The sequence below is a fragment of the Gilvibacter sediminis genome (genome assembly GCF_028561565.1).
Classification (GTDB): Bacteria; Bacteroidota; Bacteroidia; order Flavobacteriales; family Flavobacteriaceae; genus Gilvibacter; species Gilvibacter sediminis.
The window spans coordinates 276,456-289,858 of sequence record NZ_JAQQTE010000022.1 but is presented as its reverse complement, the minus strand read 5'-3'; the positions used below and the strand labels follow the sequence as shown (position 1 = coordinate 289,858).

Genomic DNA, 13,403 nt, shown 5'->3' with positions numbered 1-13,403 from the left:
CAGATTCAGCGGGCAAAATTACAACTAAATTACAGGAACTTAAAATTAAAGGTCGGGATATCTGCACTTTATGTTTTGAGTGTTTTACTGCTGATTTTTAGTGTGTTGGGATGCAGTTCAGAAGCTGATTCTAACCGTGATCATCTTGTTTTTCGCTACAACGAGCACAGCAATATTTCTTCCTTAGATCCTGCTTTTGCAAGGAATCCCGCCAATATTTGGCCCGCTAACCAATTGTTCAATGGGTTGATACAGCTGGATGATGCTTTGAATATTCAACCGGATATTGCCAAATCTTGGACCTATAACGACAGTACCTTCACCTATAGCTTTACACTGCGATCTGATGTTTATTTCCATGAGGATGCCGCTTTTGGCTCAAAAAAGACCAGAGCGGTTGTGGCATCAGACTTTGTTTACAGTTTTAATCGACTCATTGATCCAACGATCGCCTCTCCAGGGCGTTGGGTAATGAACCCTGTAGATGAGATCAGTGCCATCAACGATACAGTGGTCAATATAAAACTCAAAGAAGCCTTTCCTCCTTTTTTAGGAATGCTGGGGATGCGCTACTTTTCAGTAGTTCCAAAAGAGGCGATAGACTATTATCAAAACGACTTTAGAAAACATCCGGTTGGAACGGGACCCTTTACCTTCAAACTCTGGGAGGAGAATGTGAAATTGGTTTTGCGTAAAAACCCGAATTACTTTGAAACCGACAGCACAGGGAATAAGCTGCCCTACCTAGAGGCTGTGGCCATTACTTTTTTGCCTGACAAGCAAAGTGAGTTCCTACAGTTTGTGCAAGGAAATTTGGATATGGTGAACAGTTTGGATAATTCCTATAAGGATGAAATCCTCACTGCTGATGGTAAACTCCGCCCTAAATATGAAGATCGCGTTACCCTGCTGAAGAGTCCATTTTTAAATACGGAATATTTGGGCCTGTTCATGGGGGACAGCACGAGTATATTACAATCAAAAGTGCTTAGACAGGCGATAAATTACGGGTTTGATCGTCAAAAAATGATCACTTATCTGCGCAATGGTGTTGGTATTCCCGCGGAACACGGCTTTATTCCCAAGGGTCTTGCAGGTTATAACGAAGCAATAGGCTACAACTACAACCCAGAAAAGGCTTTGGAGCTTTTGGAGCAATACAAGAAGGAGACGGGTGATATGCAGCCCAAGATCACTATTGGAACTAACAGCCAGTATTTGGACTTTTGTGAATACATTCAACGCGAATTGGAGAAAATTGGCATAGGTGTCAAAATAGAAGTGATGCCACCCTCTACCCTACGCCAAATGAAGTCCAGTGGAGAACTCAACATTTTTAGAGCCAGTTGGATCGCGGATTACCCAGATGCCGAAAATTACCTCTCCCTCTTCTACAGTAAAAACTTCACACCCAACGGCCCTAATTACACCCACTTTAAGAGTGTTGTTTTTGACAGTTTGTATCAAGTGGCATTGAATGTTCCAGAGATCGCGGATCGGCAGATACTCTACAAAAAACTGGATTCTATTGTAACAAATCAGGCTCCTGTAGTACCCTTATATTACGATATGGCCTTGCGCTTTGTCAGTAAAGACGTGGAAGGCTTAGGAATCAACCCGCAGAACTTCTTAGTATTGAAGCGGGTTAGAAAGAATTGAGATAATATAATTGCTTGCCTATGGCTTTTTTTGGTGGTGCCGTTCAGGCCATGATTACCTCTTTGAAAAACAACAAACGGGAACGCAAGTCTCGATTTGATGACGGACAGGTGTATAAGCCCGGCACCTACGGCAAGTTTGAGGATCATAAAAAATTCACTCCAGCACAGATGGAGGCCTTTACAAAGAAGGTCAAAGAAGCTCGCAGAAAGCTATTTTTAAAACAGTTGTTTGTCTTTAGTGTGATCTTTTCAGTGATTCTAGGCTTTTTCTATTATATGATGTTTGTGCGCTAGACTTACATTTTTTGGATGATAACAAGGTTAATAGCGGCTTTTGGTTTTGAAATAGAAACCAAAAAAAATACGGGGGTTTCCAACCCCTCCCCAATTAAAATTAGTGCATTTATTTCTGCCTTAAAAAAACTTTTGCCACGTGTTTATAAATCCAATGAAGTGATTATTTGAATACAAGAAATCCGTTTATCCCTATAAATTCGCTAGAAATTAAATTGAGATGGTGACTTGCTCTTAGCTTTGATTACTTTAAAAATATAGTATCTGCCTTTCTCAGTCTTAATTCTTCGATTTTAAGATCTTGATAAAAATTGTAATTCTCATTTGGCTGAGTATAGTCATAAGCGTCAAATTCAAAGTATTTTATCACTTGTGGAATATTCTTTTTCACTTTTACTTTATCTGGGTGTCTCATAATAAAATCGGTATTGCCTCGATACCAGCCATCCCAAGACTCTAAAGGATACTGAGACTTCTCAGTTGACTGATAATAGTAATTCCAATCATCCATAAGATATTTTGCAAATAATTCTGTTTGCGCTTGAGTGTACAAATTTGGATTAGCAAAACCCTCCTTTCTGGCATATACCAGAACTGGCTTATCTTTATAAATGAAGTAATAGCTCGGTGGAAAGCTGTATATCCATGAAAGATAAATTGGTGAATTAATATAATAATCACCCGTTTTTAGGTCGTTTAAAGTATTAGCATAAATAGCCGCTATTCCGTAGTTTTCAACAAAAGAATCCTCACATTTAAGAAAGAAAAAGTTAATATTTTCTCCTAGCAAAACATCTTCTTGTAATTCATTCGTAATATCGACAAGAGTCTTGTTTTCTAAAACTGGATAAACTCTTTTACCGCAACTAACCGTAATTAACAGTACTATTAAAAATGAATATCTACTCATGGCTAATTATATTCAAATGCAGTATAATGGTCTAATAACCAAGCATTATCCTGTTGGCTTACGTAAGCAAAAAACCTAATCCCGGCGCCATTTGGCGGTCTGTTGAAAGACTTCTTCCATGATCTTTTGGTCCGCTTCTGTGAACTCTACATTTCTACGTCCCATCATGGCTTTAGCAGTTTCAAAAGCCTTGTTGGTCTTGTAGGTCACCATGCCTGAAGAACCGCCCCAGCTGTAACTCGGAATAAAATTACGCGGAAAACCTCCGCCATAGATATTAGCACTAACTCCTACGACAGTTCCTGTGTTAAACATGGTATTGATACCACATTTGGAGTGATCTCCCATCATCAGGCCACAAAATTGCAGCCCTGTTTTGGCAAAGCCTTCAGTACTGTAATCCCAAAGGCGCACAGGAGCGTAGTTATTCTTTAAATTGGAGTTGTTAGAATCTGCACCCATATTGCACCATTCTCCTAAAACGGAATTACCTAAAAAACCGTCATGTCCTTTATTGCTGTAAGCAAAGAGAACAGAATTATTTACCTCTCCTCCAACTTTACAGTGTGGTCCTACCGTGGTTCCGCCATAGATCTTAGCCCCCATTTTCAAGGTAGCATGTTCGCAAAGCGCAAAGGGCCCACGAATAGCACAAGCTTCCATGACCTCTGCGTCTTTTCCTATGTAAATTGGTCCGTCAGTAGTATTCAATGAGGCGAGATACACCTTGGCACCTTCCTCAACAAATACCAAATCAGGGTCGCCTATAACATGAACTCCGTCTCCTAAAGCCTGGGATTGCTTATCCTGAGTAAGCCAAGCAAAATCTCGGGCTATGGCAGCGCCATTGTGCTTAAAGATGTCCCAGGTGTTGGCAATGCGAATCACATCATCATAGCTATACTGAATCACCTCAGCGGCGTCAAAATCTACTTCCTCTCCCTCAGCCGCGAAGAATGCCAAAGGCTCGTCATCATAGAATAAAGCTTGTCCTGGTTGCAAACCTTTTACAATAGTCGCGAGATTGTCTGAGGGTAAAAAGGAGCCATTGATCAGAATATTGGCCTCCATCTCCACCATGGGAAACTTATCTGACAAATAATCCTCTGTAACGGTTGTCGTGGTATAACCCAATACATGTTCCCATTTTTCACGGATCGTAAGGATTCCGACGCGTATATCTGCTACAGGCCGCGTAAAGGTGAATGGCAATAATTGATCACGCACGGAGCCGTCAAAGAGTATATAGTTCATAAAGACTTTTTTCTGAGAGTAAAACTAACAAAAAAAGCCTCCGATCTCTCGAAGGCTCCTTGCAAAATAATAACGTTTCGTTTATTTCTTGTACTTGGCGTATTTGTTCTTGAACTTATCAATACGACCAGCAGTATCAACTAATTTAGACTTACCAGTGTAGTAAGGATGTGAAGTTCTAGAAATCTCCAACTTCACCAATGGGTACTCTTTTCCGTCTACCTCGATTGTTTCTTTGGTATTGGCTGTAGACTTGGTAATAAAGACGTCATCGTTTGACATGTCCTTAAAAGCGACAAATCTGTAGTTTTCTGGGTGAATTCCTTTTTTCATCTCGTTATATCTTAAACTTCACATTTTTGAGGTTGCAAATTTAATCATCTTTTATCAATGTACAAGCTTTCTTTTTTATTTTTTAATCTCGATTTCAAAAGAATTTGAAATGTAACGAATTCTTATCTTTGTGTACTAACCAACCAAACTAAACACTTCTTCGTATGGAAAATCCTCAACCTTCGGTTAAAAACATTGCGTTGAACTACGGTGCCCTTTGGGGTCTAGGTTCAATCATTATTGGCGTTCTTACTTATGTCACCAACACCTATATGGATAGACCTTGGTGGTCTACGGTATTGGGAGTTGCAATCATGATCGGAGCAATTGTCATGGCCTACAGAGCATTTCTCTCACAAAATGGTGGTTATATGAGTCTAGGGGAAGCCCTTAAGACCGGGATGGGAGTTACCCTTATCGCCTCGCTTATTGGTGCGGTTTGGATGTATCTATTCATCACTGTGGTAGAGCCTGGTTTTATTGACCAAGTAGTTGAAAATGCTCAGGTACAAATGCTGGAAAGTCAGCCAGATATGACCCAAGAGCAGATGGACGCAGCCATGGACATGACCAGAAACTTTACTCAGCCATGGATCATGGTAACTATCAGTATTGTAGGGACGCTTTTCATGGGATTCATCACTTCCTTGATCACTGGTTTGATTATGAAGCGCAATAACCCAATGGCGTAATAAGATTTTATGACCTTATCGGTAGTAATACCTTTACTTAACGAGAAAGAATCGTTACCCGAATTACACGATTGGATTGCTTCCGTGATGCAGTCCAATCGTTTTTCTTATGAACTTCTGTTTATAGATGACGGAAGTACGGATGGTTCCTGGGAAACTATCAAACAACTGCAAGAAAAGAATCCGCAGGTTAAAGGGATTCGCTTTTTGCAGAACTACGGCAAGTCTCAAGCGCTCCACGCCGGTTTTAAAGCGGCTACAGGTGACATTGTCATCACTATGGATGCGGACCTTCAGGATAATCCAGAAGAGATCCCTGAACTGGTTACCATGATCAAACAAGGCGGTTACGATCTAGTTTCTGGCTGGAAGAAAAAACGCTATGACAATACGGTAACTAAAAACCTGCCTTCAAAACTCTTCAACTTTGCAGCGCGTAAAACCTCTGGGGTAAAGCTGCACGACTTTAACTGCGGCCTAAAGGCTTATCGCAGCAGCGTCACCAAAACCATAGAGGTTACTGGTGAAATGCATAGATACATCCCGGTTTTGGCTAAAAATGCCGGCTTTCACAAGATCGGAGAAAAGGTGGTGAAGCATCAAGCGCGCAAATACGGTACCACCAAATTTGGGATGGAACGTTTCATTAATGGCTTTTTGGACCTGATCACTATTTGGTTCCTATCCCGCTTTGGCAAACGCCCAATGCACTTCTTTGGAGCTATTGGAGCTTTAATGCTGCTGATTGGTTTTCTCTTTAGTTTGTATTTGGGAATTGATAAGCTCTTTCTGAATAAAACTGGACGCTTGATCACCGAGCGTCCTCAATTCTACCTTGCGCTGACTGCGATGATCATGGGAACTCAGTTTTTTATGGCTGGATTCATAGGAGAAATGGTACTTCGTAATCGTGACAGAAAGGACCGCTACCACATCAGCGAGACGATCTAACGCCGAATCAACGAGAAGTGCCCACGAGCGCTTCTTCCATCAGGCAACTCAATCAAATACCAATAATCACTAGACGGCATAGGATTGCCGCGATAATTACCGTCCCACCCCAATTGATTGTGTCTCAGGTTTTTTAAGATCTTCCCATAACGGTCAAAGATCTTAATGGTGGCTCCTGGGAATTCACGAGCATTGAAGATATGCCATAGATCGTGGAAGCCGTCTCCATTGGGTGTAAAATAATTCGGTGCGCCACCTACAAAAATATCTTCTTCATAGATCAAACAATCTTCCGCATAGACAGCTACACGTCTTGGACCAGCCAATACATCGGTAAACACATTATCTGATTGCAAGAGGCCGCCATCCAATTGATACTGCCAGGGACCTTCTTCCTCAATTTCTACAGTTACGGTGTTTCGATCTTGGAAATCAGCCACAACTACGGTAATGGAAGCAGGCACAGGAATGGCAACTACATTGACCGTAACGGTTGTATTACAACCAACCCCATTGAAAACATCGACCACATAAACACCCGGATCGCTAACAGCTATAGTGCGTGTTGTTTCCCCGTTATCCCATAAGTAACCCGCGTAATCTCCAGGATCAAGAATGATCTCATTCTCATCCGGGCAGATCTCCAGGGTAATATCCTGTGCTTCTGGAACCGGTCTAATGTCTGGAATAATTCGTCCAATAAAGGCGCAATCATTGTTGTATTCTACACGATAATACACCGCTAATTCCGTGTCAAAAGCGGTGAATTGCACTTGGTCCACCAACGGATTCAGCTCTAATAAGGCGTCATCTCTAGTATCAAAAAAGCTTATTTCTGCTCCTGGATACAATTCCAAAAGCTGTGCTTCAAAGTCAACCAGATCCACAATAGCTTCAAAATCTGGATTGTCACTGCGATTACACGCCACCAAGGTGACATCCCCAGCATAAGCCATAGGCTCTACGATCAATGTTACCGGCGCAATGGCAAAACAGAGCGCATTTTCAAAAACGCGCACATAAACTACCTGCCCATTAAATTCATTTTCGTAACCAATCTCTGGTAGCGCATTTTCATTGTTCTCAGCATCTGCTAAGGTTCTAAAGAAATTCACGGTAAATCCACGAGGATCTCCTATGAGTTCCGTCAAAGCTTCATTGAGGTTGAATCGAGAGATTCCATCGTCTACACCGTCTATATCACATTGTACCAACTGTACGCCACTGTTGACAATAGGTGCATCACCAATCTCCACAAATTCAATGTAGCGCTGCGTAGGGCGTGTTTCGTATTCTACATCCAATGTCACCGTGTAGACCCCTGGGCCACTAAAAATATGCGTGGGGTTGATCAAGGTAGAAGTATTGGCCGCTCCACTGGCTGGGTCTCCAAAGTTCCAATTGACCGCCACTATTGGATCGTCTGCGGTAATGGTAAAGGCGGTCTCGTCTCCCAAACAGAAATTCTCAATATCTACAATACTCTCAAAGAACGACTGAATAAAAGGCGGCAGACCAAATTTGGTGGATCGCCCACCCAGATCGGTATCGTACAACCTAAAGTCACTGTCAAGCCGTGGAAAGTTAGGCGTTCGGATCACCGAAAGATTGTTATTCGGAATGGAATGGTAGATCTTTTTGTCAATAGCAATTTGAAGGCTTCCGGCCAGATCACTAATGAAAGGATTGGGAATGTCCGCTACTGTAAAGCGTGAAGCCACTACATCTGGCGCTTCCAAATCGTATTGAATGATGTTGATGTTCTCTGTAGCTCCGGTATCGCCATTAATGGTCTTTCCGCTGGCATAAAGCTTGGAAGAATCTGCAGAGAATTCTACGCCGTAAAACACCAAATCGGTTCCTAAAACCACTTCATTGCTCACCACTCCTGTTTCCGTATTGAAATCATAGAGGAGGAACTGTCCCGAAAAGTTGGGTTGAAATATGGAATGGGCAACTGCCAATTGATCTCCATCTGGAGAAGCCTTTATGGCTCCACGGATATTATTGAAATCATTGATGTTTGGACCGATGGTTGAAATAACAGGAGTTGGATTCAAGCCGGTGTCATCCACGAAATACGAATAAAAGCGATTTTCAAAATGGGTGATCACCCAGTAATTCTCTCCATCTGCTGCGCGTACGCCTGTGATCTTTTCAGAACCTTGAGGAAGCAGATTCACATTCTTTTCGGAGATATCTCCCAATCCTCCGGCCAAATTCATATCGACCACAGAATAGTTAAAACCGTTTCCAGCGCCACCGTCTTGATAGGCCTGAACCACGTCAGAAGTAAAAATATAATAGAGGTTGGTGCTGCCTGGCTGCGGAATCACTAAAGCCGATTGCGTCGCCGAAAAGCTACCATTGAGATCCTCCCCATTAGGCATGACCTCATGAATGCGGTTCCAAACATTACGTCCTTCTGTATAGAACAACAAACTACCCTCTGGCGTAGAAATGGTCTCGCAACCCTCAACGGTGTTGAGAACACCGTCTAAACGCGGCACGGGTTCTCCCGAATTGAAATCCAAGCCTGCGTTGCTGCCAAAAAACCAATTGGCGGCTTCACGTTGCCCATGAGCCAGGCTCACGAGTAAAAGTAAACTCAGTAATAATACGCGTTTCAAAGGGTGCAATTTTTGGTTAAATATAAGGATCAGATTTGGTTTTTTATTGTTTATCAAGGCGGATTCGCGAAGGAACAGTGCCTACTCCGGTACTGCCGTCAAATCCTAAATAGCCTTCCACAAGCCATAATTCGAATACAGAATCTTCCAGTGGATCTAAAGGCGCATTCACACTGTCCGGTCCCAAAAGGATATCGTCTGCGCGCTCGCTGCAGTTGGCATTGAGCTTGCGCAATTGATTCTCCCAAAAAAAGGATTCATTACAACCTACCGTGAAATAGAACACACGCGGACGTCCGTTGGTGGGAGATTCTGGCGGCCCAGGAAAACGGATCTCTCTAACGTTTTGATTGGCTCCCGTAGTAATTTCTACCAAATGAGGCGGACCAAAAGTAGGCCCAAAAGGACCGTCCAACACACTGGTATATCTATAGGTTCCGGTAAATAATTCTGGCGCAATAGGTTCCACTAAAGGAATGGAATACCGATATGGCGAACTAAAAAAGGTCTCAAAAGCAATAATACAAGACGCGCCGCTACCTACTGTAAAAGTGCGTTCATCCTCTAAGCGAATCAATAGGCGTAAAACAACCTGATCCCCACAGCTGGTAGCAGACAGTGGCACAGATAAGGCAGTCAAAACCTCATCTAAACTGTAGTCCAGATTAAATCTAGGCAATCCCACCGGACCTGTTTCTATGTCTTCTTTTTTAATGAGATCAAAAAGCACCTCGGTATCAGGCACATTGCCGTTGTCTGAATCTCGATCTATATATTGGGCGTACACCTCGATCTCGCGTAGCAAATCGCCATCTTCAACATCTTGCTGTTCCAAAACAGCATTGAATCGACTTTCGGGATCGTTAATATTAAAGTCAGCTTGGACAAAATCTACGGTACGCAAAAAAGAACCATTGGTCACGCCTTCAAAAACGAGATCAATGGCTTTATCATCATCGGAGCATTGCACAAATAGCAATCCGCCAACAATTAGGAATAGCAATTTTTTCATTGTTCATAGGTTGGTACCCGAAAATACCGAAGGAATGTGTTATTTTTGGTAAATCCGATAGACGTTTACTCTATTTACCCCTCCAAATTCAATCCAACAAGAGTTTTAAGCTTTTCTAAAAAAGTGCCCCTAACAGGGCGATTATTGTACCTTTGTTAATAATTCATAGCGATGATTTACATAGCACCAGAAATTTTAGAGCGCGTGAACCAATGGTTGGTTCCGTTTTTTGATGAAACTACACAACAGGAGATCAAAGAGATGATCGCCAACGACCCTAAAGGCTTGGAAGATTCCTTTTACAAGAATCTCGCTTTTGGAACCGGGGGCATGCGTGGAATTATGGGACCAGGTGACAACCGGATCAACAAATACACCCTAGGCAAGAATACTCAAGGACTTTCACAGTATCTAAAAAAGGTATTCCCGGGAGAATCGTTAAAAGTGGCCATTGCTTATGATTGTCGTCACAACAGTAAAAGTTTGGCTGCAGAAGTAGCCAATGTATTTTCTGCGAACGGGATCGAGGTGTTTTTGTTTTCTGACCTGCGCCCTACTCCAGAACTTTCTTTTGCGGTAAAGCATTTGAACTGTCACTGCGGAATTGTTTTGACAGCATCGCACAATCCACCAGAATACAACGGGTACAAGGTTTACTGGCAAGACGGAGGCCAATTAGTACCTCCACAGGACAAAGAGATCATTGCAGTGATCAACGAGCTGGCTTATACCGACATTCAATTTGAAGGTAATGCAGACTTGATTCACAATATAGACACTGAACTCGACGAGGCTTTCATAGCTGCTTCTTTAGCGAACGGGATGAAAGATACCACGCCAGAACAGCGAGCAGCACTGAAGGTGGTCTTTACCCCTTTACACGGAACTTCGGTAACCGTGATCCCAGAAGTACTGACCCGAGCAGGCTATTCACAAATGCAGATCGTAGAAGCGCAAGCGACACCAGACGGAGATTTCCCAACGGTTAAATCACCCAACCCAGAAGAGCCAGAAGCCCTTTCTATGGCCATGCAAATAGCCGAGGATACTGGAGCAGACATGGTGATTGGGACCGATCCAGATTCGGACCGTTTAGGAATAGCCGTGCGTGATGAGAATGGCAAGATGACCATTTTGAACGGTAATCAAGCCATGGTGATCAAAACACATTTCTTATTGGCTCAAAAAGCGGCCAGCAGCGGAATTCAGTCCGAAGATTATATAGCTTCTACCATTGTTTCTACTCCCATGATGGGCGTTTTGGCTGCAGATTACGGCATGCCGTGTGAATTGGGCTTGACTGGGTTCAAATGGATTGCCAAAATGGTCAAAGACATGCCTGAACGCAATTTAATTGGCGGCGGGGAAGAAAGTTTTGGATTTATGATAGGCGATTTTGTTCGCGATAAAGACGCTGTGACCGCAAGTTTATTAGCCTGTGAGATCGCTGCCCAACAAAAAGCCAAAGGCGAAACCTTATTGGATTACGCCGTGGAGTTATATAAAAAATACGGAGTTTATCAGGAAGAGTTGATCTCCTTTGTAAAACCAGGCAAGTCTGGTGCAGAAGAGATTCAAGCCATGATGAAGTCGCTTAGAGAAACCCCTTTAAAAGAAATTATTGGAGAAGCCGTTGTGCGTGTTGATGACTATCAACACAGCGTGAGCACGCACCCAGACGGTTCTCAAACCCCCATCGACATGCCAAAGTCGAACGTTTTGATCTACTGGACCGAACAAGGAACCAAAGTGGCTGCCCGCCCGAGTGGTACCGAACCAAAGATCAAATTCTATCTCAGTGCCAATGCGCCCTGGGAAGGCAATTATCGTAAAACGCAAGCCGCATTGCTAGACAAAATGGACCGCATTGCAGCTCAATTCAATCTGCGCTAGTGCAATATTTTAAACAGATTATCTCTTTCGCGCGTCCCTACAAGCGTTATGCTATTGGGAATATAGTGTGTAACATCTTTTACGCCCTATTCAGCGCCTTATCCTTTGTCACCTTGATTCCTATGCTGGACGTGCTCTTCAAAAATGAGCTCGTTGACGGCCAGCCAGGATCAGCTCAAAAACCCGAGTATACAGGCATTGCAGACACGGTAGACTACTTTAAACAGTATATGGCCTATCAGGTGGACCAATTTGCTCAAGACGATGCTTCAAAGGCTTTGATCTTGGTGATTGGTCTGGTGATCGTGATGTTCTTCTTTAAGAATATCTTCAATTATTTGGCGATGTATTTCATCACTTTCTTGCGCAACGGCGTATTAAAGGATCTGCGCAACGCATTGTTTGATAAGATCACGCGATTGCCGATTGCCTTTTATTCTGAAAAACGCAAAGGAGACACCATTGCCAGGATCTCTAACGACGTTCAGGAGATCCAGCATTCGTTCCTCTCTATTTTAGAGCTGATTGTAAGAGAGCCTTTGACCATAGTGTTCACAATAATCACCATGTTGCTCATAAGCGGTAAGTTGACCATTTTTGTCTTTATTTTCATTCCGATATCGGGATTCATCATTTCCCGAATTGGTAAGTCCTTAAAACGAAAGTCCGATCGCGTTCAGGCAGAGCAAGGAACCTTTCTCTCTATTGTGGAAGAAACCCTGGGCGGATTGAAAGTGATCAAAGGATTTAACGGTGAAGGAGCCTTTAGTAAAAAGTTTCAGGCCTCTACCCTTCGCTTTTACAACTTTTCTAACAAATTGCTCAACAGGCAGAACTTCGCTTCCCCTACCTCTGAATTCTTAGGGATCTTTGTGATCGCTATTCTGCTTTGGTTTGGTGGACGTATGGTTTTGATCGATGGCACTTTGGACGGCAGTGATTTTATCGCCTATATGGGATTGGCCTATAATATCCTTACACCCGCCAAAGCGATCAGCAAGGCGAGTTACAGTGTAAAACGCGGAAACGCAGCGGCTCAGCGTGTGTTGGAGATTTTAAATACAGAATCGTCACTGGAAGACAAACCCAACGCTATTGAAAAGGAGGAGTTCCAGCAAAGCATCAGTATAAACAATATCTCCTTTAAATATGAGGACGAATACGTGCTAAAAGACTTCACTTTAGAGGTTAAAAAAGGGCAAAGCGTGGCCTTGGTAGGGCAATCCGGAAGTGGAAAATCTACCATTGCCAATTTGGTGACGCGATTCTACGACGTCAACAAAGGTAACATCAGCATTGATGACACGGATATTAGAGACTTAACCAAAGCTTCCCTGCGCGGGCTTATGGGCTTGGTCACACAAGACTCGATCTTATTCAACGATACTATTAAAAGTAACCTACTCTTGGGAAAACCAGACGCTACGGATGAAGAAGTACATCGTGCGCTTGAAGTGGCCAATGCCTGGGAATTCGTAAAAGAGCTGCCATTGGGTGTTGAAACCAATATTGGCGATGCGGGTAATAAACTTTCCGGAGGGCAAAAACAACGCCTGAGTATCGCCAGAGCCGTTTTAAAGAATCCGCCAATTATGGTTATGGATGAGGCCACCTCGGCCTTAGACACTGAATCGGAGCGTTTGGTGCAAGACGCCTTAGAGCACATGATGCAAAACAGAACTTCCATTGTTATAGCGCACCGTCTGTCTACCATTCAAAATGCAGATCACATTGTTGTTTTGCAAAAAGGAGAAATTGCAGAACAAGGCACTC

Annotated in this window: 11 protein-coding genes; 6 read left to right on the top strand and 5 right to left on the bottom strand. The window is 43.0% G+C overall.

The window, feature by feature from the left end; translation table 11 throughout:
- The first annotated feature begins 75 nt into the window (after nt 1–75).
- Both POW22_RS13550 and POW22_RS13545 read left to right on the top strand, forming a co-directional pair.
- Nucleotides 76–1,659, top strand: a complete 1,584-nt coding sequence (locus POW22_RS13550; protein ID WP_419181003.1) for an ABC transporter substrate-binding protein — start codon at nt 76–78, stop codon at nt 1,657–1,659.
- Nucleotides 1,660–1,679: 20 nt separating this feature from the next.
- Nucleotides 1,680–1,955, top strand: coding sequence for a hypothetical protein (locus POW22_RS13545; RefSeq protein WP_272833295.1), 276 nt, complete (start codon nt 1,680–1,682; stop codon nt 1,953–1,955).
- Nucleotides 1,956–2,199: 244 nt separating this feature from the next.
- On the opposite strand, the gene POW22_RS13540 is transcribed toward POW22_RS13545, so the two are convergent.
- The 3 genes from POW22_RS13540 to POW22_RS13530 all read right to left on the bottom strand — a co-directional run bounded on the left by POW22_RS13540 (nt 2,200) and on the right by POW22_RS13530 (nt 4,452).
- The gene (locus POW22_RS13540; protein WP_272833294.1) at nt 2,200–2,865 is read right to left on the bottom strand and encodes a hypothetical protein; all 666 of its coding nucleotides are present in this window, start codon (nt 2,863–2,865) and stop codon (nt 2,200–2,202) included.
- 75 nt (nt 2,866–2,940) lie between these two features.
- The gene (locus POW22_RS13535; protein ID WP_272833293.1) at nt 2,941–4,119 is read right to left on the bottom strand and encodes a GlmU family protein; all 1,179 of its coding nucleotides are present in this window, start codon (nt 4,117–4,119) and stop codon (nt 2,941–2,943) included.
- Between the two features lie 81 nt (nt 4,120–4,200).
- Nucleotides 4,201–4,452, bottom strand: a complete 252-nt coding sequence (locus tag POW22_RS13530; protein ID WP_272833292.1) for a type B 50S ribosomal protein L31 — start codon at nt 4,450–4,452, stop codon at nt 4,201–4,203.
- Nucleotides 4,453–4,616: 164 nt separating this feature from the next.
- Here POW22_RS13530 and POW22_RS13525 point away from each other — a divergent pair, with 164 nt between their 5' ends.
- Both POW22_RS13525 and POW22_RS13520 read left to right on the top strand, forming a co-directional pair.
- On the top strand, nt 4,617–5,144 hold the full coding sequence (locus POW22_RS13525) for a DUF4199 domain-containing protein (protein ID WP_272833291.1): 528 nt from the start codon (nt 4,617–4,619) through the stop codon (nt 5,142–5,144).
- 9 nt (nt 5,145–5,153) lie between these two features.
- Nucleotides 5,154–6,095, top strand: coding sequence for a glycosyltransferase family 2 protein (locus tag POW22_RS13520; protein WP_272833290.1), 942 nt, complete (start codon nt 5,154–5,156; stop codon nt 6,093–6,095).
- Here the strand turns inward: POW22_RS13520 and POW22_RS13515 are convergent.
- Nucleotides 6,092–8,725 (bottom strand): T9SS type B sorting domain-containing protein, encoded by a 2,634-nt coding sequence (locus POW22_RS13515; protein WP_272833289.1) that lies wholly within the window; start codon nt 8,723–8,725, stop codon nt 6,092–6,094. The two genes, POW22_RS13520 and POW22_RS13515, sit on opposite strands and share 4 nt — an antisense overlap.
- Nucleotides 8,726–8,768: 43 nt before the next feature.
- The gene (locus tag POW22_RS13510) at nt 8,769–9,737 is read right to left on the bottom strand and encodes a hypothetical protein (protein ID WP_272833288.1); all 969 of its coding nucleotides are present in this window, start codon (nt 9,735–9,737) and stop codon (nt 8,769–8,771) included.
- Nucleotides 9,738–9,908: 171 nt separating this feature from the next.
- Between POW22_RS13510 and POW22_RS13505 the strand changes: the two genes are divergently transcribed.
- Nucleotides 9,909–11,630 (top strand): phospho-sugar mutase, encoded by a 1,722-nt coding sequence (locus tag POW22_RS13505; RefSeq protein ID WP_272833287.1) that lies wholly within the window; start codon nt 9,909–9,911, stop codon nt 11,628–11,630.
- The coding region (locus tag POW22_RS13500; RefSeq protein WP_272833286.1) for an ABC transporter ATP-binding protein at nt 11,630–13,403 on the top strand (1,774 nt) is incomplete at its 3' end. The genes POW22_RS13505 and POW22_RS13500, both read left to right, overlap by 1 nt.